Raw genomic sequence first — 24,356 nt, forward strand, 5'->3', positions numbered from 1 at the left:
TTGCCCCCTTCCTACCTTAGATGGTGTTTTCTGAATTCAGTGATGTCTCGCTCGAAACCGCCCGGCACTTCTTCCTCTTTCCAGAAGATGTACGGGTTGTGGCGCGGTTCCTGAACATGCTGCGGAATTGCCGGAAGGTTCGTGGCTTCCAACAGTTTCTGAAAACCCTGACGTTTCATCAGCTCGCCGAGACGCTCACGGTTTTTGCCTTCTTCCATCCACCAGTCCCAGATGCTTTCAATGACTTCCTTGATTTCGTCATAAGGCTCTTCGACCTTTAAAAACGGAACCAGCAAAGAGCCCATTTGGGCGCCATCAAGGATCGGGGCCTTGGCGCCGACCAGCATGGAAAGGCCTCTATCTTCACCGATCCGCAATGCGCGGGGCATTACGTTGATGCAGTGCATACAGCGGGTGCATTCCTTGTCGTCGATCTTAAGCGTTTTGCCGTCCATCCACATGCATTTGGTGGGGCAAAGATCGATCACTTCTTTTTGAATATCAAATTTACCCCAGTCGCGACCGGAGTGGGCGCCGGCATTGGGGGGCAGCTCGCCGCCAATATAGGCCTGAACCGCTTCCTGATCAATGCGGATATTGTCTTTCCAGGTACCGATAAAGGAGATGTCCGCGCGCGCGATCGATGCGACGCAGCAGTTGGGGCATCCGTCAAATTTAAATTTAAATTTGTACGGGAATGCCGGCCGGTGAAGCTCATCCTGATAGTCGTTGGTCAGGGTATGGCAGAGGGCCTGGGTGTCGTAACAGGCATATTCACATCGCGACTGACCAATACAGTCCGCCGGAGTTCGCAGGTTGGAGCCGGAGCCGCCCAAATCCTGGTTCATGTTGTGAGTCAATTCAAAAAAGACTTCTTCCAGCTGCGGGGTGGTGGTTCCAATCAGAATAATATCACCGGTAGAGCCATGCATATTGGTGACGCCGCTGCCGCGAAAATCCCACAGGTCGCACAGCGTTCGCAAATATTCTGTTGTATAATATTTCCCAGCCGGCTGGGCAACGCGCATGGTATGAAAATGGGCCACACCCGGAAACATGGTCGGCTGATCACAATATCGGCCGATAACGCCGCCGCCATAACCGAAAACACCTACGATACCACCATGTTTCCAATGGGTCCGGCCATGTTTAAAAGAAAGCTCCAGCACGCCCAGCAAATCATCGACACAATCCTGCGGAATCTGGAATTCTACGTTATTCGCGTTTTTTGCCCTTGCTTCGGCCTGCTGTTTGAGATCGGACACGAAACTCGGCCACGGCCCAGTTTCAAGCTGGTCCAACAAAGGGGTTTCATGCTTTGCCATATGCTACCTCCAATTTTGTTTATAAGTAACTAACCTCTTGTCGTTAAAACCCTATTATCCCCTGAGGGGAGCAGTCTAACTCACCTCCTCTCAATTCGAAAGATATATTTCCGCGTATATAAATTAAGGGTCTCTATTCTACTGTTTTTCATATCGTAAAGGGATGCATATAGAATCAATACCTTTTTTTGTCAATAAAAAAGCAAACTTCTCAAATCTGCACCGGGGTGGATGCTTTCTTGCATCAGAGACCATGCATATTGTGTGCTTTGACCATATCATTCGGGATATATAGTATTGGAGAAACGATAACCCGTTACTGGCCACCGCCACCTTGTGTGATAATCGCCCACAAGGCCGCCACATGATCGATCAGATGAAGCGCGATCAGCTCCCTTTCAGCGGCTTCGGGGTGAAACCCGCCCGCTGCGGCTCGGGCCAACTCAAAAGCATCCGAAACGCAAATCTGGAAAAGATATGCCTTAAATTTGGAGATAAGGTCATTTGAAGCGGGCATGCCGAACCTATTCATGCGCAGCCCTTCCAAAAACCCTTTCCATACTGGCGCCAGGGCCGACTCTTTTGCCCAAACCAACTCGCCGGTGCCGTCTATTCGATCGATGCGCATACGAAGGGAAAGGTTCAAAAGGAAAATGAGCAATCCGAACAGCACTTGCTCGAGCGGTGCGGATTCTTTCCGCGTTTTCCGCCCCTCATCAAATAGGGGCGCATATTGGCGCACCGTAATCAACCGAACGTCCATACCGAAACCATCTTCCCGGACAATAAAATCTCCGGCCGCGTGATGCCAGGGAAAAATCTGCTCAAAGGTTACCGGATTATAATAAGAAGTCAAAATACCGGCTGCCTGCTGATATACAGCGAGACTCTGCTTATCGGACAAAAAATGATGCCCCTTGACATCATCCCAGACACGGAGATTAAAAGCGCTTGCGTCATTGTCTTTGGAAAGGTGAAACTCGTGAAAGCCGGCAAACCAATCCCCTAAAAACATCTCAGCGGTGTCGCCGCTTGGGGTCGGCACCGATGCCTGCCCATATACGCGCGGCAGGTAGGCGGCGTGTCCTTTGATTTGGCCCAACCGTGCAAGCGCTTCAAATTCTTGATGAAGAATTTGCTTGCCGTTCTTTGAAACGGCCGCGTTCAGCACAAAAAAAAGGGGCTCGGAAAAGCCTGCCACTTGCACCAGGGCCGGATGGTAAAAGGCCCCGTGTTTCATAATCGTGATTTGAATTAAAGAAATTTCCGCTACATTCACCGGCCGCTTCAGCCGGGAAGAAACCGCCCGTACCAGCAGGGCATACCGGTTCCGTTCCAAAAAATCCCGGGCCGTCTGAAAATAAACGCCATGCGTCCAGCCGAACTCGGGGTTTTCAGGAAAAGGGGCTCGCGCGGCATGCCGCTGCAGCGGTAAGGCCGAACGCCAACCCGCTGAGGTTTCCGATACCGGATCCGTTCTCCCCGGCAAGAAATAATAAATACGCGGCATGCGGGCCTTGGAACTCATTTGGGGAAAAGATGAAAAACCGGCGGCTACTTATTCGTCTTGTTTCGAAGGGCCGCTATTTCATCTTGAATCTGAGGCGCGACCTCGTAACCGAGTTCAACGGCTTTGTCGAAATGTTTGATGGCGTCCGCCACATTACCCTTTTCAAGATATGCAATGGCCAGATTGTTATGGGCTACGGCAAAATTCGGCTCCACTTTCAGTGCCTTGAGGTTGGCATCAATACTGTCCTCAATACGGCCTTTCATCAAATAGGCGTTGGCAAGGGTTGTAAGCGCCTGTATAAACCGAAAATTGAACGCTATAGCCTTTTCAAGCGCCTTGATAGCATCATCAATATTGCCTTTTTGAAAATGGACAAAACCGATATTGCCATATCCTTCGGAAAATCCCGGACGTGCCTTGACCGCTCGCGTATTATAATCGAGGCAACCGTCCAAATCTCCGCGGGCAAAACAAATACCACCCAATTGCACATACGCCTCCGCCAGGCCCGGACTGTTTTCGATGGCATCCCCAAAAGCGTTTTCCGCCTCGGTGATCTTCTTCTGACTCAACAAAGCAACACCTAAATTATAATGCGTGTTTCCGCATTCAGGATTCATAGCCAGGGCTTGGCGCTGCTCTTGTATATATTGCTCAATCGTCTTGGGTTCCGTCATGGATCATTCCTTAGGCATTCGATAATAAATTTTTCATTTCCGAGGGTTATTATGATGATGGATAACTGTCAAGGGAAAACCGCGCGGCGAATGTGCGCCCTTTCCCCATTCACCACATTAGGCCCATTTTTCAACGCAGCCCATTTTAAATCAACGGATTGACGGACAACACCGGACAAGGCGCCTGCCTGGCCACCCGATCCGTTGTGGAGCCGACAAACAGGCTTTCAACCAAATCCTGTCCGCGCACCCCTAACACAATGAGATCCATCCCCTTCTCTTCCGCGTAGCGGCTGATCTCTTCGGCCGGCTTGCCCTCCATTAACACCGTCACCGGAAAACACCAGTGGCGAGCGTCTTCGGGTACCATGCCCATCATTTTTCGTTCCAACAGCGGCGCGATACGGCTGTGTTCAGCGCCTTGGGCGTCCCCGGCGTTTTGAAGGTCCGGGTATATCGGCGGCTCAATCACATGCACCAAATGCAGCTCGGCTTCAAATTCCTGGGCCAGACTGATTCCATATTGAAAGGCCAGATCCGAATCGCGCGAAAAATCACACCCGACCAGAATTTTTTTGGGATGGAAACCCGCACCCACCTGCTGGGATAGCGAAATCGCCTGATCCCGAACAATCAGCAACGGACAAGGAAGCGTTCGCATCAACCGTTCAGTGACCGAACCGATGATCAGCCGCTTGAGTCCCGATCGGCCGTGCGTTGCCGAAATGGCAAGATCCGCGTTGACTTGCGTCACCAGACGAGCAATTTCGTCCGCCGGGTGCCCGATGGCCACCAGGGGCTCCCATTCAACATCCTGGTCATTCACCAGCCGGGACAAATTTTCATGCGCATAGGCGATCATTCGCTCCTGCTGCGCAATGGGATCAAGTTGTACTTCGCCATACATCCCCGCAAACGGAAGCTCCACAACATGGCAAATAAACAAAGTGGCGCGAAATTCCCTGGCAAGTGCCATGCCGAAGGATATGGTTCGATTTGAAAAGTCGGAAAAATCGGTAGCACATAAAATACGATTGATTTGAACTCTCATGATTCGCCCCCCTTCTTGTTATAGCGCCCGTTATTGGACACCTCAGGAATGTCACATTGTTCGCGGCTACGCGTTCATGCAACACCGACAACCAGATTCCAACCATTCAAGATCGTATCCATCGCCCACCCATAAATCAGGGATTTCAGGATGAAGCGATTAGAAATTGAATAAAAAAAATTGGGCGCCTTCCTCAATGTTGACACAACGCCATGAGGGCGTCACGTCAAACGGAGCGGCATAGACCCTTTACTAGAAACATGCACGCTTTTGCGTGTATATTCGCTGAAGGCGAAAGATGGCTTTTATGCCTCCCAGCATCCCAGCCTTCCAGCATCCGGCTTTGCCGGATTAGGCAGTTGAATGAACTGATTTCAAGCTATCACACCCCCTCACGCGGTTCAACTGTTAACGCATCACCGGCCCGTGCGTAGCGCACTGCCACGAATAAAAGACGGTTGAAATATCCGGTTGTATACCGTATGGAAAAGCCACAAGGACAAAAGCTCGAATCGACCCCCAATTTAAGGAAATCATGTGAAGCAACTGACGGGCGCTCAAAAAAAATATCTGCGCGGTCTTGCCCACAACCGAAAACCGGTTGTTTTCATCGGGCAAAACCGATTAACGGAAAATCTCATTAAGGCACTGCTCGAAGCAATTGCCCATCATGAGCTGATAAAAGTCAAATGTATTGATTTTAAAGAAAAAGAGCAGAAAAAAGCATTGGTGGCGGAAATAGAAAAAACGGCCGATTGCTCGTTGGTGGGAATGCTTGGCCACATACTTACCTTTTATAAAGAAAGTTCGGATCCGGAAAAACGAAACATCCTTCTGCCGGGCCAATGATTAGCCGCTTGGAATAATCGGCTTTTGAATAGTTATCCGCAGATGACGCAGATTTCGCAGATCGATAATCAATCGGTGTAATCTGCGTCATCTGCGGATGAAACACTACATAACCAGACAGAATTTCAAATATCTTTGGACTACCTTCAAGCCCACCGGCGCAAATGCCCCTCAATAAAATCTATGATCATTTGGTGAGCGGCTTGCCCGTTTCCCTTTACAGGCATGGGGCGGCCGAATGCGATGTGGACATCTTTCTTAGGATTTACGCAGCCCATTTCCTTTATCATTCGCCCATTGGCCTGAAAATCGGTTTTAAGCGCCACGGGAACCACAAAGCTCCCAGTTGTTTTGGCCAGTTTCACCCCCAGCGTGTTGAAGGCGCCGGCATCAAAAGTCGCACTGCGAGTCGACTGCGGAAAAATAATGAGCGAGCAGCCCATCTGAAGCAAGCGTCCCCCTTCATCAAGCACAACCTTTAAATCTTTTCTGGGGTTCTTTCGCTGCACAACGATGGGTCGAACCGCCCGCATGATCGGGCCGAATACAGGATAACGCAAAAGGGATTCCTTGACCACGAAGGTTGCCCGGTGAAAAGGCAAAATAATCCCCGGAAGCAGAAAGGTATCCAGCATGCTCATGTGGTTGGCGATAAACACCAGGGGACCTGAATGCGCCGCCACCGCCCGCAACCCGGAAATTTGAACCCTGGCTCCGACCGATTCGACAAAGCATAGAATACGATGCGAATCAAAGGCCCATCTTTCGCGGCTGTATTTGCCCTTTAGCGCCACCTTGCTGCTGGCATAGATAAGCGCCATCAACCGTGCATAATAAACAGGGGACGCAACCCAAACGGGAAGCCGTTTTGAAAAGCACGAACGCTTCGGGCTGCAGTAGCCGAATTCCGTTGTCAGTGTCTGACGAACTTGTATCGGGTTCATGTAATCAACACGCAACCACCAGCGGTTCTCCGGATTCGTCGCACGCCCGGCCGCAGTCAAAACCGGCACAGCGCCATATCCTATTTAACCGGGCCCGCTGCGTTTCCACGCACGGGGCAACGGAAGCCATATTCTCGCCGGGATATTCCGAACCTTTTGAAATAGCCAAACAAAGGTCCATCCCTTGCTCAAGGTTAGCCTTATAGTCCTGAAGGGCTTTGATCTCTCGGGCTTCGTTCCCTGCGCCCTGTATCAATTTTTCAAAATAATCCACATACATCACAATCTCATTGGCAAACATATGCGGCCGTTCCGCCGGCACCAGGGACGGGCATCTGCCATAAATATGATTTACCATTTCCCGAAGGGAATAAATCCCGTTAAACCAGGCCAGATTCGGTCCGGGGCATACCAGGGGAGGGGATTTTTTCTTATCCGCGATCCCCAAGCCAATCAGGATGCCGTTGCCCAAATGGTCGCAAAGACAGGTTTTTTCAAGCACAGTGGTGGATAAAGCGGCTTTTTCGGCATCCGATTCGCAGTCAGAGACGATTTTTTTCAGCTTCATCGTCTGAAATTCCCGCGAAGCCGGGCAGATCGGCTTTTCGGTCAACTCGGTGTTCAAAGCCAAGAATCCCTTGGGACAACCAGATCCGGGCTTGCCGCAAGCGATTTTATTCCTGGTCCAATTCACGGAACCGGTATTGCGGACCAGATTAAACGGAACGCCCAGGGGAGAGATATCGCTTAGATAAAGATCGTTTTTCCCGGCCCGGCGCATCAATTCCCTTGTTTCCGCATCCACGCAGGTGGCTTCGGGAACCAGAAGAAAAGGCGTTCCCCATCCGGTGCGATCCATACCGAAGTATTCTCGAAGCCGGCGGTCCTCACCATGATTGCCGATGCCGCCTTGTACCGTTACGATCGGCGGGGAGATCGTTGAGGGATCGGGGTAGAACCATCCCATTTTCTGATAGTGTTTGAGAATCAACGACTGAAAATCCGTACCCAATTTCGCCCGATTTTCTTTATACTCCCGAAGAATGGCGGGAAGCAACACGCCGTTGGACGCAAACGCATGGCCGCCGCAGTTCAGGCCCGACTCAATACGATATTCGGAAATTTCCAGCCCGTGTTGCGCCAAGAAACGTCCCTGAATGAGAGAAGATCGGAAATCACTGACCTTGAGAATGATCCTTTTGTTCATTCGGCCGGTTTCATCCCGGTAAAAATCCTTAAACCGGGACATGTATCTAAAAAGCCCCTTATTGATGCCGGCCGAAAAAACAATGCCGGAATTCAGCCGGCTGTTGGCAAACCCTTTGAGGGCTGTTTTGGCATCCGAGTAATCCTCCATGGGCATTCCGTTTTCATCAAACCGGGGCCGGTCCAGCTTGACCATGATATTCACATCAATGGAGCCAGCCCGCATTTGGTCCGTCAATGCCGCCGCCAACCGGTCTTTCTCGGTCCCCGATTTCATCGCCAGCATTCGATCATAGTCTTTTTTAAGCGGCGCCTCATCAGGAAGCATATCAAAATATTTGCGCTTGTCATTGTCTTGAAAAAACGGCTCGCTTTTTATTTTTTCCATATGGCGCTCGACAATATCCAGAACCAGATTGAGATATGCCGTGATTCGCCGGGACCGGCCGTCAACCGCGTTACGTGGAATTGGCGGATACAGCACCTCATATTTTTCGCTATAATATTTTCCGAGTCTTTCCAGCAAAAGATCATCGACAATCGAAATGACCGATGAAATACCGAAGTGGGCCAGCCGAATCGGGGTATCCGCCGAATGGCCGGTACCCATGACCGGAATGTGAAATGTATGGGGGGTTGAATCCATTTAAAACCTCATTGTATATTCTGCTTATCCGCAAGGGATAAAGGAATGAACCAAAGAACATCTTTCCTTTATTACATAAATGGAAGCGCTTATATAACGACTTGCATGATTTTACAAAACTTTTACAAACCAAACAGATAAAAACTATCGGTTGCCTGTTCAAGCCAGTCTGATATATGGCTATTGCCATGCCGGAAAGATGGCGTTACACCGGTGCAGGCGATTCAATCGCTTACATACCATTCCGAATTTTCGGGATGGGCTTTGCAATAGTTGGATGTCAATGAAAACAACCAAGTGGTTTTTACATCCCATGTTGATTCTGGTTTTCTCAATCATTGCATTGGGCGCATCCCTGTTTTTATATATTTATTGGTATCTTGAATTCAGCACGGGACTCAAGACGATAGCAGCGCGATTTAATTTCGATCCGGCACAAGTCTTGGATCTGCGCAACTGGGTGGTTATTCTCATTTTATCCTTGCTGGTCGGGATCATTCTCATGGGGATCTCCATCATTTTTATATATCAGGCAAAAACCTTTCATCTCTACCGATTGCAAAACAATTTCATCAACAACTTTACGCATGAACTTAAAACACCGGTTACCTCCCTCAAGCTGTATCTGGAGACGTTTCACAAGCACGAAATTTCAAGGGAACTGCAACTGAAGTATTTGAACTACATGATTACGGACATAAACCGGCTGACCGCCAATATCGATCGCATTTTGAGTCTGGCACGAATCGAGAGCAAAAGCTTTAGCGGCGAATTTGTCCGGGAAAACATCGTTGCCCTGACCACCCGATTCACCGAAACCAATGCGCACTTGTTTAAAAATTGTGACATTCGGATCAAAAACCCGTCAAACCGGCCTTTATTTTATGAGATCAATCCCCCCCTTTTTGAAATGCTCCTGATGAATCTGTTGACCAATGCGGTCAAATATAACGCGGCCGCCATACCACGGGTCGACATCACGTTTGAGGAACAAAAGAGATTTGTTCATATTCTCTTTGAGGACAACGGCATCGGCATCGAAAAAACCGATCTGAAAAAAATATTCAAAAAATTTTATCAAGTGGGTTCCGCGGATAACATGTCCGCCAAGGGCAGTGGACTAGGGCTCTATTTGGTTGAAAACATCGTACGCATTCACAAAGGAAAAATCGTGGCCGGCAGCAAGGGATCTTTGCAAGGCGCATCTTTCTCTATTCTGCTTCCCCTGCCGCCTTCACGCACGCTTCAACAGAGGGAAAACGCATGAGCGAGCCGTTAAAAAAACGGATTCTGGTGATTGAGGATGATGCCCATATCGCCGAAGGTCTCGATTTGAACCTGACGCTTCAGGGCTATGAAGTCCGCGTTGCCGGTGACGGCGTTGCCGGTCTGGCCCAATGGGAGCGATGGAAACCGGATCTGATCGTGCTTGATATTATGTTGCCCAAAATTGACGGCTTATCCGTGCTGAAAAAAATTCGCGCCGAGAATGAACGACTTCCGATTTTGATCCTTTCCGCGAAAAGCGCTGCGGACGATAAAATCAAGGGGCTGGCTTACGGCGTGGACGACTATCTGGCCAAACCGTTTAATCTGGATGAGTTTCTCCTGCGGGTGGATCGTCTGTTAACCAAAGCGACCTGGTATGAGAAGACGCAGGAGAACGGTTCACCTGTCGCAGGTGACGTTTCGGACCCATATGAATTCGGAACCAATCGAATTGTTTTTTCATCCTTCAAAGCACAGGGCAGCATCGGAGATATCAGCTTGACCGAGCAGGAAACCAAATTGCTGAAATTGTTTGTCGCCAACCAAGGTAAACCCTTGTCGCGGGAAAAGCTGTTGGAGGTCGGATGGGGCTATTCTCGACACATTTCTACGCGCACGGTCGATAATTTTATTGTGAGATTTCGAAAATACTTTGAGGAGAACCCCAAAAAGCCGGTTTATTTTAAAAGTCTTCGCTCCGTCGGCTACGTATTCGATCCCACAGGGGATCATGCCGATACCGCATCCGGGAATCAACATTCAGACGACTGACTTTCGCTTTACGGCATTTTATGTCCTGTTAACAGCGATTGCCATCACGACAGAACCTGCCGATTGATTCTTTCAAATAAGTCCGAAGCGGCCCTTAGCCCCCGATTTTCAATGGAAAGCACCGGAACCGCGCCCATAAGGGCGTTGACAAGCAGCACGTCATCGGCGGCATACAAATCCTGCAACAGGGTCGACCGGGTTTCGATCGAGTATCCCCATCTATCGAGCAATTCGCAAACCGATTGCTGCATCACGCTGGGCAGCACATGTTGGGAGAACGGCCGTATCACCCGCTGGTTTGATACAACCAGAAGGGCTGCCGTGTTGGTTTCGGATACACTTTTGTCCGGATTCAGAATCAGTGCTTCATCGGCACCGCGTGCCTTGGCCCATTGCCCCGCCAACAAATAATACAGATAGTTTAGTGTTTTATGGGCGGCCAGCGGCGTTTGGCGCGGCTCCGGATAAACCAGCAACCGCAGCCCGGCCTCTTGTTTCCCTTTCAGCCGATGCTCATAGGGCCTTGCGGTCACCAACAGCTGATGATCAAAAGGCGGCGCATCCCGGGTTCCCCGGGTGGCCAGTATCTTTACGGCTGCGGTGGTTTCACATAACCCGTTGCAGCGAAGGACCTGCGCGATGATATCCGGCCACGTCAGATCCGGCGGAATCGTTTGGAATAATTCACGCCATGTATTGTTAAAGCGGGCCAGATGGGCCAAAAGGTGCTTCGCCCTGCCGTTGTCCGCTCGAAGGGTCTCAAAAAACCCATACCCGTAAAGTAATCCGTGATCCATTACCGATATGCAAACATCATTAAGATTTCGAACCGTCCCGTTGAACCAGGCGATTGAAGGGCGCTGAACCGTTTTTTCCGTATCATTAAATACCGTCATCAAGGTATGGCCTTTGTGAAGCGTCTCTTCATATTCATCAGCGGGATCACTATCGAAAACAATGCCGCCTCCCACCGAAAAAATCATTTTTCCGTTGAGCACCGTCGCGGTTCGAATCGCGATGGACAGATCCATCGTGTCGTGAAAACTGATATATCCGATGGCGCCGGTATAAATATGGCGGCGGCAGGGCTCCAGCTCGTCTATAATTTCCATGGCCCTGATCTTAGGACACCCGGTGATCGAGCCCCCCGGAAAGGTGGCCCGTATTAAATCCACGGCATCTTTTTCCGGCTGCAAAACGCCTTCTACCACGGAAACCAGATGGTACACATTCTGATAAGCTTCCAATCGCTTGTGTGCGGTGACCCGAACCGATCCGGCGGCGCATACCTTTCCGATGTCGTTACGCAACAGATCGACAATCATGGAAAGCTCCGCGTCATCTTTTCGGCTTGCGCACAAATCTTGCCGGTATGCCGCATCGGTTTCCGGTGTATTCCCCCTTGGTCGTGTTCCTTTGATCGGACGCGTTTCCACCTTTGGCCCGCTTTGTTGAATAAACCGCTCGGGCGAAGTGGACACGATATGGTGATCTTTCGCATGAATATAAGCAAAAAAAGGGGCTGGATTCATGGCATACAAGGATTGAAACAGCCCAAAGGGGTCCCCCTCAAAGGCCGTTTCAAATCGCTGGGAAAGATTGACCTGGTACACATCCCCGGCACGAATGTAAGCGTTTATCTTTTCAACGGCCGATATATATTCTTCCCGGGTAAAGCCGGACCGGGCGCGGGCGATATCCCCCCGAAATGCGCCGGTTGACGCCAAAACGCGGGATTGCGCGTTAAACTTGTCCAAGATGGCGGAGACCGAAGGCACGCCCCAGTGATTCTGGCGCTCCGGAATGCACAGCCAGCTTGCCCGCGTTCTTTTGTCATGTACGATGAGGACGGAGGGCGCCACCATAAATAACGTGGGCAACCGCAAATCATCGACTGCCGTTCTGGGCAACTCTTCCAGAGCATCTTTCAGGTCATAGGCGAGAAATCCCATTAACCCGGCAGCCACCGGCACATGGATGCCCGGAAAGGCTCTGGTAGGCAGCCGCAGTTGGTTCAGCAACGTCTGCAGAATATCAAACGGGTCTTCCGAAAAGGTATGAGAGGCGCCGGCTGTTTCCAGAAAAGTATCCCGCCCGACCGTTCGAAGCGTTAACCAGGGATCTACCCCGAGCAGATGATACCGGGCGCAATCAAGGTCTGTTCCGCTCATGAGCACAACCGTCCCGGGCATGCCGGCATACCGGGCGGCAAGATCCATAAAGGGTTCCTTATGCGTAAAAGGCGTCACATGAACGTTGATGATTCGATCTGCCAGGGCATCAAGCTTGACCATTTTCCCCCGCGTTATTAGAGACTTTCGAATAGCCTGATCCGTTCCATACCGAAGGAGCGCTCGTAACAGACAAACGGCAAACGGCTTCCAAGGCCGTACAGTCTTTCCGCAAAGGTCCCAGGCTTAAAAAATTCTGAATCAGCAGCTCTCCCCATTGCGTCAAGAAACTTTCCGGGTGAAACTGCACGCCGTGCAGGGGGTAACAGGGGTGACTCATTCCCATCACCACACCGTCATCGCTTCGAGCCGTGACGGCAAGCTCGCTTGCTTCAAATTCAACCATTAGTGAATGATATCTGGCCACGGTAAAAGGCGAAGGGATGCCCGCAAATAATCCCCGGCCACGATGATAAATATCAGATGTTTTCCCATGCATCGGCAAGGGGGCTCGCGTTGTAACACCTCCGAAAACCTCATTCATGCATTGCATTCCTAGGCAAACGCCCAATACCGGAACAATTTGATAAAAAGATTGAATTAACGGGACCGAAATGCCGGCATGCGCCGGATCTTTAGGACCCGGACTGATTAAAAGGTAGTCCGGTGAAAGGCGGTGCGCCTGCGCAAGTGTCAGCTTGTCCGATCGAACCACCTTAATATCAAGCGGAAAGGGCATAAACATCTGTACCAGATTATACGTAAATGAATCGTAATTATCGATCACCAGCATGGTCGCCATAGCCACCTCCATAAACAAAACGCCATCCAGAAGAGTCTGGATGGCGTTGCCTGAGCATAACTCTTATTTATCGCCCAAAACCAAAAACGGTTTGGCCGACTATTTTTTTCATGCCTGTATCCGATTCAAATTTTTCAGTCAAGGGAAATAGCCATAAAAGTATCCCCCGGCCGGAAGACCCCTTAACGCTTCACAAGAACGCTCTCAGGCAGGCGCCTGACTTTGCCGAACATCAATGGAAAAAATCGTTCCGGAACCCGGCTCGCTTTCAACATTCACTCTAAAACCATACGTCTCAAGAATTCTGTGCACGATGGAAAGACCAAGGCCCGTGCCGGTGGATTTGGTAGTGTAAAATGGATCAAAAATGAGCTTGACTTTATTTTCCGGAATACCACAGCCGGTATCCGCGACTTTTATTTGAGCGCCTCGCCCTACTGCTTTGTGGGAAGTCACGGTAATTTGCCCGCGCCCGTCAATGGCATCCGCCGCGTTCAATAACAGATTCCACATTACCTGATGAAGGTGCGTGGGGTCCATTTCAATCCAAATCCCTGCGGAAAACTCTCGCTTAATAGCGATTCTACCGGAAGCGCCAAGGCTTTTTTCAAAAAGGGATACTGTTTCCGCCAGGGCCTTGTTCAATTCGATCAATTCCAATTTTCGGGCTTGCGGCCTTGCAAACAACAGAAAATTGCTCAGCAAGGTGTTCAGGCGATCCGCCTCGCGAAGAACGATATTCATCAATCGGTCATGATCTTCGTTAAAGGGGATGTCTTCTCTGATCAGTTGAATTGACCCGGAAAGAGAGGCCAGCGGATTCTTGATTTCGTGTGCCAAACCAGCCGCCATCTCCCCCACGGTGGCCATTTTTTCTACCCGCTTGACATGTGCCTCCATGGCCAATAGTTCACGCCGCGATTTGCGCAATTGCTCGGAGAGCAAGCTGCTGAGAAAGGATACCGCAAAACAGCCGACCGCTATCATCAGAATCTTAAAAATCACATAACGCCACTGTTCGCTCATGCCCGGCGGTGCGCCATACGAAATAAGAGGGGTCAGTATTCCGTAATATTCCAAGTCCACCATGATGCCGTATTGAATCGTGCATAAGGCCGCCATAATCAGGCTTCCCTTGCGATAGATCAGCATGCTGGAGTAAATCATAACCACTAAATATAAAAAAGAAAGCCCGCTTGAAAATCCTCCGGTGAGATAAATCATCAGCGAAACGATGAAGGTATCGAGAATAATCTGAACGGTCGCGAACGCGGAATAGCGCGTAATCCTTTTTAAAAGCAGGGAATAAACAATGGTTAACACAAAAACGCCGCTGCTCAGGACATATACCGCCAACAGCAGCGGCGTCAGAAAAGAAGAGGCGTACTCGGCGTGTATATAAGCAACGCCTCCCAAAAGGACAGCCGTGACCAGCAACCGGAAAAAAGTAAGCCATTTGAGTTTATCATACAGCTCACTCCGGAAATCGTTTGTCATAAGTCGCTTCGGAAAAGTCTCAATCGTTAATTGATAACAGACGCCATGGTGAATATGGGCAGATACATGGCAATAACGAGCCCACCGATGGTGACCCCCAGAAATACGAGCATAAACGGCTCGATCAGAGAGGTCAGGTTTTCAACCGCCTGATCCACTTCGTCATCATAAAAATCGGCGATCTTATTCAACATGGTATCCAGCGCACCCGTCGACTCCCCTACCGCGATCATTTGGCAGACCATGCTGGGAAAAACACCGCTTTCAATCAGGGGGTCCGCCATGGTTCGACCTTCGGATATGGCCGCACGGACATTGTAAATGGCATATTCAACCGATTTATTCCCGGCTGTTTTTGCTACAATGTCAAGCGCTTGAAGAATTGAAACCCCGCTGGTGAGCATGGTTCCCATGGTGCGGGTAAACTTGGCGACGGCAACCTTTCGAATCAGGATGCCGAAAATGGGAAGCTTTAGAAAGGTTTTATCCAGTAACTCGCGGCCTTTCTTCGTCCGATAAAACCGCTTGTAGGCGAAAATAAAAAGCCCCACAGCAATAATGATATAGAAAACATTGGACTTGACGAACTCGCTAAGCATTATTACCAGTTGCGTCGGGGCGGGCAGCTCTCCGCCAAAGTCGGCGAACATGCCTTGAAAAACGGGAATGACGAAAACGAGGATAATGACCAAAACAACAACCGCAATGCTTAAGGTTACCGCCGGATATACCATGGCGCCTTTCACTTTACTTTTTAATTTGGCGATTTTTTCCATATAGGCTGCCAACCGCCTAAGAATGATATCAAGAATACCCCCCGCCTCGCCCGCAGCGATCATGTTCACGAAAAGATCATCAAACTCCTTTGGAAATTTTTGCAACGATTCGGCAAGGGTCGACCCGCCTTCCACACTCTCTTTTATTGTTCTGAGAATTTTTTTAAAGCTTTTATTTTCCTGCTGTGCCTGAAGAATGTCCAGGCACTGAATAATAGGGAGTCCCGCGTCTATCATGGTGGAAAACTGCCGGGCAAAAAGAATAATATCCTTTTGAGTTACCTTGGGTTGAAAAAATGCGACATTCTCAAAAAGATCTTTCGGCTTTTTCTTGATCTTTGAGGGTGTAACATGCATTCGGGTTAGGTTGGCACGAACAGCATCTTCGCTCAGTGCTTCCATTTCACCCTTTTGAACCTCATTTTTTCTGTTTTTCCCCACCCATAAATAAACCGGCATGTCGCCTCCTAATAATGATTCGTTTCTTCCATCACCGCAGAATGTCAGTCAGCATAAGGTATTATCGGAAAGCTCACGTAATTACCGCCACTCAAAACAACTATCCATTTGGAAAAGGCTTTTTCTTCCACCGTATGTTTATCGGCTTTCGCCATACAACACTTGAAAATTCCGGGCAAAGAGTCAATAGATAATTGAAACCGTTTCATTAAATTCAAACCATCAAGCAATATAAAATGTTCCCCGAGGCATCTCTTTTTGACTCACCACCTTTTTTGATAGCAGGGGCGCCAGATATCGGTGCGCTTGCGCCTCCGAAATATCAAGCATTTTGGAAATATCCGCCAAGGTGCAGGGCCTTCGCCGGATAGCGGCCAATAAGCGCCCGGGGATGTCTTCCAAAGCACCGCCTGAACAAGGGGCGGCGGAAAGCGGCGCAATTAATTCGGTCTTGTGAATACACGCCGCTATTCGGGCCATCCCCTCCCGATCAAGGGGCTCAACCCATTTTTCGGTTCCTGGGCGATCAAGCGTATTTAATTGAACCCTATCCGGCCGAAGACGATCGACAACCTCCTGAATCCGTCTCACTTCATCCGCCCCATCATTCAAGCCGGGGACCAGAAAAACTTCCACCCAGAGCCGGCCTGAAAATTCTTTTCTTAAGGCAAAAAGTCCATCCAGAACAGCAGAAAGATTCAACTGCGGATGCGGCCGGTTGATCTGTCGAAAGATCGCTTCGGACGCCGCATCCACGGATGCAATCACCAAATCGATGCCGGTAACCTGCGCTCGAACGCTTTGTTGGTAAAAAAGCGTCCCGTTTGTCAATAACGCTGTTTTATATTTTGGAAAGCGGCCGTTGATAAATTGGATGATATCGGCAAGCCCGCTATGCAACGTTGGCTCCCCCGCGCCTGAAAAAGTGACAACATCCAGTTCCGGCTCATTTTTCAGGAAGGAATGAAGCTCTTCCTGCAAGCGGTCAACCGGCACATATTCCTTCTGCGTCAGAGTCAGGTGTGTTGTTTTGCCGCACTCGCAATAAACACAATCCAACGAGCACGTTTTATGAGGCATTAAATCGACGCCCAGCGACCGTCCAAGCCGCCGGGAGGGAACCGGTCCGAATAGATATTGATAGTCCCTTGTCACTGGTCGAGAAACCCCTTTAGCGTAATATGTATCATTAATACCAACAAAAACGAACCGTTAATTTATAGGCACAATCGGTGTTCAAGTCAAACGTTTTCCCGGCATGTTAACCAATCGCTCGGTGTCACATGTAGGAAAGCCCTTATGAAGGCACAAGGGCGATGCAACATATTTTGCTTGATAAACAAGGTGTTATGGAATATAGTACTGTTTTTTGGCCGAACAGACCAGTTGATCGGGCCATGTTTCCACGCCAAAACAATGCGTTGTAAGGATTTGGACAAGGCAGTCATGACCAGAAAATCGCCACCGGAAAAAGAAAAACACCAGACGGTTATTACCACGCATATGAACGCTGATTTTGACGCGCTGTCCTCCATGTTGGCCGCTCAAAAGCTATATCCCGATGCTCGAATTGTATTTCCTAGCTCTCAGGAGAAAAATCTTCGTAACTTTTTTATAAAATCAATGGTTTATTTATATAACATTATCGATATAAAAGACATCGACCCGCAACAGATTACGACACTCGTGCTCGTGGACACCCGGCAACCCGGCCGCATTGGCCCGTTGGCATCCGTTTTGGAAAAGCCGGGCCTTAAAATTCATATTTACGACCACCACCCCAATATGACCGGTGATATCCAAGGACATTACGAGGTGATCCGGCCGACAGGGGCCACCATTACGATACTCACCGATATCATAAAAGCAAAAGGGATTGACATCACTCCGGAAGAAGCCACCATCATGTGCCTCGGCCTCTATGAGGACACCGGTTCGTTTACCTTTTCCTCGACAACCGAAGCGGATTTCTTGGCTGCCGCCCTTTTGCTGTCAAAAGGCGCCAATCTCAATATCGTATCGGATATGATCGCCCGGGAGATAAGTCCGCAACAGTTGGAAATGCTTAATGAAATGTTTCAGAGCGTCACCCATTATCATATCAACGGCGTTGAGGTCGCTGTCGCGACTGTAACCAGCCCCGACTACGTGCCGGATTTTGCTTTTCTCGTTCACAAGATGATCAAAATTGAAAATTACGACGTTATCTTTGCCGTGGCGGCCATGGGCAATAAAATTTATATAGTGGCTCGCAGCCGAATTCCCGAAGTAGATGTTGGGGCCATCATGAAAAACTTCGGCGGCGGCGGACACGCGGCGGCCGCTTCGGCCAACTTGAAAGAGATGACCCTGGCGCAGGCAGAACAACTGCTGGTGAAAGTGCTTTTTGACAACGTTCGATCCCAGCGATTTGCCCGGGATCTGATGAGTTCCCCCGCCATCATGGTGGATACATCCGTTACCTGCAGGGACGCCAAGGAGTTTTTGAGGCGATATAACATCAATGCCCTCGTTGTCACCGAAAAACACAGCGGCGGGGAGCAACTTGCCGGATATATTACCCGGCAAGTTATCGAAAAAGCCATTTTTCATGCGCTCGACGACGTTCCCGTCGGAGAGTATATGATGACGGATGTGGCTTATGTCGGCCCCGAAGCCGATTTGTCGGAAGTTCAGTCCAAAATTATTGAAAATAAACAGCGTGTGTTGCCCGTCATTGAGGGGGACACCATTACAGGTGTCATTACGAGAACCGATCTCCTCAATATCCTCGTTCGAAGCGAGCAGCTCACAAAGAGCCGGTTTCGGGATCCGATTCAGGAACCGGTACCCGCCAGAACCCGAAATATCGGCAAATTCATGCAAGAGCGATTATCCCTTCGTCTGCTGGAAATGTTAACCGATATCGGCCGAACTGCGGATGAAATCGGGGTCAATGTCTTTGTTGTGGGCGGTTTCGTTCGGGATCTTTTTCTTTACAGGCCCAATGAGGACATCGATATCGTCATAGAGGGCGACGGCATCGCTTTTGCCAAAAAATTTGCGTCTGCGGCCGGCGTTAGAATCCATACACATGCCAAGTTCGGCACGGCAGTCATTATCTATCCGGACGGGTTTAAACTGGATGTGGCCTCCGCCCGGCTTGAGTACTACCAGTTTCCAGCCGCCCTTCCCATCGTTGAAATGGGCTCCATCAAGATGGATCTGTTCCGAAGGGATTTCACCATTAACACTTTATCCATTCAGCTGAACCAAAGCCATTTCGGCCTACTGGTCGACTTTTTTTCCGCTCAAAAGGACCTTAAGGAAAAAGTGATCCGCGTATTGCATAATTTAAGTTTCGTTGAGGATCCGACCCGTGTTTTCCGCGCCATCCGCTTTGAGCAACGGTTCGGCTTCAGTATTGGCAAGCTCACCTCCGGTCTTATCGAAAACGCCGTTAAGATGGACTTTTTTAAACGGCTCAGCGGCCGACGGGTCTTTTCCGAGTTGCGGCTTATTCTGGAAGAAGACACCCCCTCCCTCGCGGTGATTCGGCTTAACGATTATAACCTGCTCAGCGTTATTCATTCCTCGATCAGGCTGACCAAAGACCTTATCGGTTTGTTCAATTCCGTAAAAAAAGTTGTGTCCTGGTATGATCTGCTGTTTCTCGAAGAACCGCTGATGAGATGGGTTGTTTATTTTCTGGCATTGATTCGGCATTGCGACCGGAAAACCACGATAGAGATTTGCTCACGATTCGATTTGCCGCAACAGGACAAAACCCTCTTCGAGGGCATTCGGTTTGATGCAGAAAGGTGCCTGCTTTCCCTGGAACGTAAGTTGCCGGTAAAAAACAGCACGCTGTATCGAAAACTCAGCGGCTTTAAAAATGAGCTGCTGCTTTTCATGATGGCGGCCACACGGCAGGAAAAGGTCAAACGCTCAATCTCATACTTTTTCACCCAACTTAGAAAGGTAGCCCCTGAGATACGAGGCCAGGATTTTATCGACATGGGATATAAGCCAGGCCCGGTTTTCAAAGAGGTCTTACAAGCCGTGCTCGATGCCAAGCTCGACGGCCGGCTAAAATCGAGGAAAGATGAGTTGGCGTTCGCCAAAGCGCGGCTATCCTGGACACTGTCCAAAAGCAGCAATGCGGTCTGCCCAAAAAACCACCCGCCGCCTAACGTTTCAGGCGGAACTTCAACTTGATCCCGTGATCGTTATGGTTTATTTAGGAGCGCCGGGTTGAAAAAAACATCACCCTTGTCCCATAAACATCTCGCGGTTGTTTTCCCGCTAAATCTGGAGAAAAAACATGGTTTCAAAAAAAAGAATACTGAGCGGCATGCGGCCCACGGGTCCCCTTCACCTGGGCAATTTGTTGGGCGCACTGAACAACTGGATCGAACTGCAGGAACAAAACGAGTGCTTCTTTTTTGTGGCGGACTGGCATGCGCTAACCAGTGATTATGAAAATCCTCGCGCCATCAAGGGTAATGTGCGAAATATGATTCTGGACTGGCTCGGCGCGGGATTGTCCCCTGAAAAAAGCACCTTTTTTGTTCAATCCCATATCAAAGAACATGCCGAGCTGTTTCTGATTCTTTCCATGATCACACCGATTCCTTGGTTAGAGAGAAATCCAACCTATAAAGACCAGATCGTACAATTAAATAATAAGGATTTATCTACGTTCGGCTTTCTCGGATATCCCGTGCTGCAGGCAGCAGATATTATCATGTACAAAGCCAATGCCGTGCCGGTTGGCATCGACCAGGTGCCTCATGTTGAAATTACGAGGGAAATCGCCAGGCGCTTTAACTTTCTTTATGGCGAGGTGTTTCCGGAGCCCGAATCGATTCTCACCGAAACGCCCAAAATACTTGGACTTGACCGCCGAAAAATGAGCAAAAGTTACCACAACGCTATTTACCTGTCAGACACCCCCGAGCAAATCCGCCAAAAAGTCGGGGAAATGATTACGGACCCACAGCGAATGCGCCGAAAAGACCCCGGAAATCCGGATGTTTGTAATGTATTTGAGTTTCATAAAAGATACAGTGAGCCTCCCCTTATCGCCCGGGTCAATCAAGAATGCCGCACCGCAAAAATCGGCTGCGTAGACTGCAAACGGATGATGGCAAATAACCTGATTGCCGCCTTGGCGCCGATTCGCGAAAAGCGCATCTACTATGAGACCAATCCGGATCTCCTTGAGGATATCATCAAGGCTGGGAATAAAAAAGCCAGAGTGGTCGCACAGCAAACCATGGCGGATGTACGGCATGCCATGAACATCTAAATACAGGCGGACTGAATCATTGCGACATGGCGATTGATTTCAACAGCGAGGAAGACAATGAGCCTTCGGATGGCCTGCCCTACCAGGTAAAACTGGAGCAGGTATTCGAAGGCCCCATGGACCTGTTGATCCATCTTATCAAAAAAAACGAGGTGGATATTTACGACATTCCGATCGCGTTGATTACGGATCAGTTTTTGGCCTATATAAATTTCATAAAATCCCTCAATATTGATTTGGCGGGGGACTTTATCGTCATGGCGGCCACCCTGACCCAACTCAAGTCCAAAATGCTGCTGCCGCTTCATGATGCGGACATTGATGAATCAGAAGATCCACGAATGGAGATCGCCCGGCCGTTATTGGAATACCTTCAAATGAAGTCCGTTGCCGAATCCCTGGGCGAACGCAACCTGCTCGGTGAGCACATTTTCACTCGGCCCTTTTGCGGCGACGCGGCGCTGCCGATCGACAACGAGCAGGAAATCATTCAGGTCGGCCTGTTCGAACTTATTGATGCATTCCAAAAAATAATCGAAAAAGCACCCGAAGGCCACCGCATCGATTTGAGCGAGGAGCGCATTTCAATAAAAGATAAAATCGCACAAATTATCGACATACTTGAAGAAAAAAGCACTCTTACGCTGGAGGAACTGTTTACGGCGCCTCCCGGAAAACGCGAAATCATCATTACGTTTCTGGCTGTTCTTGAGATGGTGAAGTTGTCTTTGATCACCATCGCACAGCATGTGCAAAGCGGTATCATCCGTCTGTTTTACCAATGATGAGCGCGTGAATGGGCTGACAAAAATCGATTTTTCACCGCTTGATTTCGGAAAGATCGCTTTTTTTCGCGATCTCAAACTCTCAACGCACAACGCCCAACTGGTTTTTAATGGAAGATATCAAAAACATCATCGAAAGCCTACTATTTGTCGCGGACGCACCGTTATCCGTTGATCGCCTGAAGCAAATTTTAAATATGGCCGATGGAAAAGAAATTCGACTCGCACTGGAAGCATTAACCACCGAATACGAGACCCGCAAAGGCGGAATTTATATTAGCGAAGTGGCCGGCGGACACCAAATTCGCACCCGCCCGGCCTACAGCGAATGGATCAAGCGACTGCTCAAGCCCAATCCCGTCCGGCTCAGCCAGCCCGCCCTGGAAACCCTCGCCATCATTGCCTATAAGCAGCCCATCATTCGAGCGGATATTGAACATCTGCGAGGCGTTGATTGCGGCGGTGTACTGAGAATGCTAATGGAAAAAAAACTCGTCAAGGTGCTAGGTCGAAAGGAAATTCCGGGAAGACCGCTTATTTATGCCACCACCAAACAGTTTTTAGCGGTGTTCGATCTCAAGGATCTAAAAGCGCTGCCGACAGCGAACGAAATCGAAGCGATGGGAAAACGAAGCGAAACAACTGAAGCATCCACACCTTTGCCGTTCAAGGTGACAGAGTAAACACCCCCGTTAAAAAACGCTTGACTTCAAATCCCTCTGCCCCATATATAAGAGGCGCACGGTGTCATCTCACGACATGATTGGTCTTGGTCAGAATTAAGGCGTAGTTTTTACGGGCGGTTAACTCAGCGGGAGAGTGCTACCTTCACACGGTAGAAGTCGTTGGTTCAAATCCAATACCGCCTACCAAACAAAATCAAAAGGTTACAGGCAACCAGCTTGTGACCTTTTTCCTTTTTTGTGCCTGTTTGTGCCTATTTTGTGCCTAAGATTTTTTTTGGGGTTGGTTTAAGGCGTGTTGATTTTTTTTGTTGACTTTCTTTTTTGTTTATATTAGTGAGTAGGTTACACACTAACCATTGTGAGGATTTTTGATTATGGATAGATTTACACTTGCGGAAGCCTTAAACATTCTCGAAATCGACCGGGGCCGGATGAACGAATGGCTCTCAAGGGGCCTGATCGAAACAGAGCACGAAATTAAAAAAGGATCACGCACCCATAAGGAATATTCAACTGCTGACTTATACGCCATTGCAATTTTTAAGACGCTTATCGAATATGGGCAAATCCCCCGCGACACAGCCTCAAAGGTTGCTAAAGCATGGCGCGATTCTGTTAAAAAATATGGGGTCGAATCCTGCCGAGATCCCATTTTTATTTTGCGCAAAGAGGATGGTTTTGAACTGGCTATGGCCCCTATTCCAATGCAGACATTTAAGGATCAGGGTAGCGGTGCTATTTTTAATTTGTCTGTGTTGCGAAATATGGAGTTAATACGCGATGACACGACGTGGAAAATTATGTTCGTATTAAACATAGGTGTGATTTTGGCAGAGGTTGACGTGCGACTTTCTGTATAATTTTTAAAAACTTATCATAAGTAAGTAAGCTACCAACTTAAAGCTAAGAGGTGTAAAATGCAAATGGAAAAATGGAAAACCCTCACAGAAATGGCGGATCTTTTAAAAGTAAAAAAAAGCTGGGTTTATTCTCAAACTATGCGAACCGGGCCGGGTGCAATCCCCAGAATCAAGATTGGTAGCCGGTTGCGATTTGATCCTGAAGCTGTCGAGAAGTGGATTTTGAAACGGAATATTGATCGGGCATAGGGGGGCGGCATGAAAGTGTCTCAGCAAACAATCGCAAAACTCGAAGATTTTTTGAAGGATTTGCCGTCCGAAGTGTGGGCCAAATGTTCAATTTGCAACGAAACCCTTGTGCATTGGGCCAAAAAGGCAGAAGCGGAAACCGGCGCGGGTACTGCTACGGTTTCAAAAGCGATCGCGGATAAAGTGAACAGTGATGCAGCACCTGGGGATAAAATAAGCTCAGAGGCACTACGTCAAAGGATCATTGGAAAAACAACGGATAAAAATTTATCTGTTCGTTACGAACAGATAAAATCCAAACCGGCGACATGGAGGTGCACGATTTGTAACCGCGAGTATCCGGCAACAACAGAGACGTGCCCGGATTGTGATGGTAGTAATGGCATTGTTTCCTATGCCATGGATTTTGCGGCGTCGGCGATAAGCCAATTAAAACGAATCGAAAAAAGCGACCCGAATCGTGAAGCCGCTTTTTTGAAGGTAGAAGCTTATATCGCAAAAATGCGGGCCGAATAGCAAAAGAAAAGCCG

Annotated in this window: 20 protein-coding genes and 1 tRNA gene; 10 read left to right on the forward strand and 11 right to left on the reverse strand. The window is 49.0% G+C overall.

Annotation, left to right across the window (positions count from 1 at the left end):
• Positions 1-11: 11 nt before the first annotated feature.
• The 4 genes from dsrA to RBT11_17790 form a co-directional block, all read right to left on the reverse strand.
• Positions 12-1,325: a dissimilatory-type sulfite reductase subunit alpha gene (gene dsrA / locus RBT11_17775; protein MDX9788632.1), complete on the reverse strand. Its 1,314-nt coding sequence runs from the start codon at positions 1,323-1,325 to the stop codon at positions 12-14.
• A 316-nt stretch (positions 1,326-1,641) separates the two neighbouring features.
• Positions 1,642-2,835, reverse strand: a complete 1,194-nt coding sequence (locus tag RBT11_17780; protein ID MDX9788633.1) for a hypothetical protein — start codon at positions 2,833-2,835, stop codon at positions 1,642-1,644.
• A 44-nt stretch (positions 2,836-2,879) separates the two neighbouring features.
• Complete coding sequence (locus RBT11_17785; protein MDX9788634.1) at positions 2,880-3,515, reverse strand: tetratricopeptide repeat protein; 636 nt, start codon at positions 3,513-3,515, stop codon at positions 2,880-2,882.
• Between the two features lie 145 nt (positions 3,516-3,660).
• The gene (locus RBT11_17790; protein ID MDX9788635.1) at positions 3,661-4,566 is read right to left on the reverse strand and encodes a universal stress protein; all 906 of its coding nucleotides are present in this window, start codon (positions 4,564-4,566) and stop codon (positions 3,661-3,663) included.
• A 537-nt stretch (positions 4,567-5,103) separates the two neighbouring features.
• On the opposite strand from RBT11_17790, the gene RBT11_17795 reads away from it, so the two are divergent.
• The gene (locus tag RBT11_17795) at positions 5,104-5,415 is read left to right on the forward strand and encodes a YhbY family RNA-binding protein (GenBank protein ID MDX9788636.1); all 312 of its coding nucleotides are present in this window, start codon (positions 5,104-5,106) and stop codon (positions 5,413-5,415) included.
• Positions 5,416-5,561: 146 nt separating this feature from the next.
• Here the strand turns inward: RBT11_17795 and RBT11_17800 are convergent, their stop codons facing one another.
• Entirely contained in the window at positions 5,562-6,428 is an 867-nt protein-coding gene (locus tag RBT11_17800) for a lysophospholipid acyltransferase family protein (protein ID MDX9788637.1), read from the reverse strand.
• Positions 6,364-8,211 carry a hypothetical protein gene (locus RBT11_17805; GenBank protein ID MDX9788638.1) on the reverse strand — a complete coding sequence of 616 codons (1,848 nt, stop codon included), beginning with the start codon at positions 8,209-8,211 and terminating at the stop codon, positions 6,364-6,366. Before RBT11_17805 ends, RBT11_17800 begins: the two co-directional genes overlap by 65 nt.
• 283 nt (positions 8,212-8,494) lie before the next feature.
• On the opposite strand from RBT11_17805, the gene RBT11_17810 reads away from it, so the two are divergent.
• Together RBT11_17810 and RBT11_17815 are read left to right on the forward strand one after the other, a co-directional pair.
• On the forward strand, positions 8,495-9,478 hold the full coding sequence (locus RBT11_17810) for a HAMP domain-containing sensor histidine kinase (GenBank protein ID MDX9788639.1): 984 nt from the start codon (positions 8,495-8,497) through the stop codon (positions 9,476-9,478).
• Positions 9,475-10,251, forward strand: a complete 777-nt coding sequence (locus RBT11_17815) for a response regulator transcription factor (GenBank protein MDX9788640.1) — start codon at positions 9,475-9,477, stop codon at positions 10,249-10,251. Before RBT11_17810 ends, RBT11_17815 begins: the two co-directional genes overlap by 4 nt.
• Before the next feature lie 44 nt (positions 10,252-10,295).
• On the opposite strand, the gene pabB is transcribed toward RBT11_17815, so the two are convergent.
• The 5 genes from pabB to RBT11_17840 all read right to left on the reverse strand — a co-directional run bounded on the left by pabB (position 10,296) and on the right by RBT11_17840 (position 17,036).
• Positions 10,296-12,545, reverse strand: coding sequence for an aminodeoxychorismate synthase component I (gene pabB, locus RBT11_17820; GenBank protein MDX9788641.1), 2,250 nt, complete (start codon positions 12,543-12,545; stop codon positions 10,296-10,298).
• Positions 12,532-13,224, reverse strand: a complete 693-nt coding sequence (locus RBT11_17825) for an aminodeoxychorismate/anthranilate synthase component II (GenBank protein ID MDX9788642.1) — start codon at positions 13,222-13,224, stop codon at positions 12,532-12,534. The genes pabB and RBT11_17825 overlap by 14 nt, the downstream gene beginning before the upstream one ends.
• Before the next feature lie 204 nt (positions 13,225-13,428).
• A complete protein-coding gene (locus RBT11_17830) occupies positions 13,429-14,721 on the reverse strand; it encodes an ATP-binding protein (protein ID MDX9788643.1) in 1,293 nt (430 codons plus the stop codon).
• Between the two features lie 26 nt (positions 14,722-14,747).
• Positions 14,748-15,956, reverse strand: a complete 1,209-nt coding sequence (locus RBT11_17835) for a type II secretion system F family protein (GenBank protein MDX9788644.1) — start codon at positions 15,954-15,956, stop codon at positions 14,748-14,750.
• Positions 15,957-16,178: 222 nt separating this feature from the next.
• Positions 16,179-17,036, reverse strand: coding sequence for a radical SAM protein (locus RBT11_17840; protein MDX9788645.1), 858 nt, complete (start codon positions 17,034-17,036; stop codon positions 16,179-16,181).
• Between the two features lie 366 nt (positions 17,037-17,402).
• On the opposite strand from RBT11_17840, the gene RBT11_17845 reads away from it, so the two are divergent.
• The 7 genes from RBT11_17845 to RBT11_17875 all read left to right on the forward strand — a co-directional run bounded on the left by RBT11_17845 (position 17,403) and on the right by RBT11_17875 (position 24,342).
• Positions 17,403-20,153: a CBS domain-containing protein gene (locus RBT11_17845; GenBank protein ID MDX9788646.1), complete on the forward strand. Its 2,751-nt coding sequence runs from the start codon at positions 17,403-17,405 to the stop codon at positions 20,151-20,153.
• 106 nt (positions 20,154-20,259) lie between these two features.
• A complete protein-coding gene (trpS, locus tag RBT11_17850) occupies positions 20,260-21,246 on the forward strand; it encodes a tryptophan--tRNA ligase (protein MDX9788647.1) in 987 nt (328 codons plus the stop codon).
• Between the two features lie 26 nt (positions 21,247-21,272).
• Positions 21,273-22,031 (forward strand): segregation/condensation protein A, encoded by a 759-nt coding sequence (locus tag RBT11_17855; GenBank protein ID MDX9788648.1) that lies wholly within the window; start codon positions 21,273-21,275, stop codon positions 22,029-22,031.
• A gap of 110 nt (positions 22,032-22,141) precedes the next feature.
• Entirely contained in the window at positions 22,142-22,714 is a 573-nt protein-coding gene (scpB, locus tag RBT11_17860; protein MDX9788649.1) for an SMC-Scp complex subunit ScpB, read from the forward strand.
• Between the two features lie 114 nt (positions 22,715-22,828).
• A tRNA-Val gene (locus RBT11_17865) sits at positions 22,829-22,903 on the forward strand.
• 188 nt (positions 22,904-23,091) lie between these two features.
• Positions 23,092-23,577 (forward strand): hypothetical protein, encoded by a 486-nt coding sequence (locus tag RBT11_17870; GenBank protein ID MDX9788650.1) that lies wholly within the window; start codon positions 23,092-23,094, stop codon positions 23,575-23,577.
• Between the two features lie 258 nt (positions 23,578-23,835).
• Positions 23,836-24,342 (forward strand): hypothetical protein, encoded by a 507-nt coding sequence (locus RBT11_17875; GenBank protein MDX9788651.1) that lies wholly within the window; start codon positions 23,836-23,838, stop codon positions 24,340-24,342.
• The last annotated feature ends 14 nt before the right edge of the window (positions 24,343-24,356 follow it).

The sequence above is a fragment of the Desulfobacterales bacterium genome (assembly GCA_034003325.1).
In the GTDB taxonomy this organism is placed as follows: domain Bacteria; phylum Desulfobacterota; class Desulfobacteria; order Desulfobacterales; family JAFDDL01; genus JAVEYW01.

Bases quoted from the DNA above. Each gene is read 5' to 3' on its own strand.
- dsrA (MDX9788632.1), bottom strand. From the start codon at position 1,325: ATGGCAAAGCATGAAACCCCTTTGTTGGACCAGCTTGAAACTGGGCCG.
- RBT11_17780 (MDX9788633.1), bottom strand. From the start codon at position 2,835: ATGCCGCGTATTTATTATTTCTTGCCGGGGAGAACGGATCCGGTATCG.
- RBT11_17785 (MDX9788634.1), bottom strand. From the start codon at position 3,515: ATGACGGAACCCAAGACGATTGAGCAATATATACAAGAGCAGCGCCAA.
- RBT11_17790 (MDX9788635.1), bottom strand. From the start codon at position 4,566: ATGAGAGTTCAAATCAATCGTATTTTATGTGCTACCGATTTTTCCGAC.
- RBT11_17805 (MDX9788638.1), bottom strand. From the start codon at position 8,211: ATGGATTCAACCCCCCATACATTTCACATTCCGGTCATGGGTACCGGC.
- RBT11_17810 (MDX9788639.1), top strand. From the start codon at position 8,495: ATGAAAACAACCAAGTGGTTTTTACATCCCATGTTGATTCTGGTTTTC.
- RBT11_17815 (MDX9788640.1), top strand. From the start codon at position 9,475: ATGAGCGAGCCGTTAAAAAAACGGATTCTGGTGATTGAGGATGATGCC.
- pabB (MDX9788641.1), bottom strand. From the start codon at position 12,545: ATGGTCAAGCTTGATGCCCTGGCAGATCGAATCATCAACGTTCATGTG.
- RBT11_17825 (MDX9788642.1), bottom strand. From the start codon at position 13,224: ATGGCGACCATGCTGGTGATCGATAATTACGATTCATTTACGTATAAT.
- RBT11_17830 (MDX9788643.1), bottom strand. From the start codon at position 14,721: ATGACAAACGATTTCCGGAGTGAGCTGTATGATAAACTCAAATGGCTT.
- RBT11_17835 (MDX9788644.1), bottom strand. From the start codon at position 15,956: ATGCCGGTTTATTTATGGGTGGGGAAAAACAGAAAAAATGAGGTTCAA.
- RBT11_17840 (MDX9788645.1), bottom strand. From the start codon at position 17,036: ATGCCTCATAAAACGTGCTCGTTGGATTGTGTTTATTGCGAGTGCGGC.
- RBT11_17845 (MDX9788646.1), top strand. From the start codon at position 17,403: ATGACCAGAAAATCGCCACCGGAAAAAGAAAAACACCAGACGGTTATT.
- trpS (MDX9788647.1), top strand. From the start codon at position 20,260: ATGGTTTCAAAAAAAAGAATACTGAGCGGCATGCGGCCCACGGGTCCC.
- RBT11_17855 (MDX9788648.1), top strand. From the start codon at position 21,273: ATGGCGATTGATTTCAACAGCGAGGAAGACAATGAGCCTTCGGATGGC.
- scpB (MDX9788649.1), top strand. From the start codon at position 22,142: ATGGAAGATATCAAAAACATCATCGAAAGCCTACTATTTGTCGCGGAC.
- RBT11_17870 (MDX9788650.1), top strand. From the start codon at position 23,092: ATGGATAGATTTACACTTGCGGAAGCCTTAAACATTCTCGAAATCGAC.
- RBT11_17875 (MDX9788651.1), top strand. From the start codon at position 23,836: ATGAAAGTGTCTCAGCAAACAATCGCAAAACTCGAAGATTTTTTGAAG.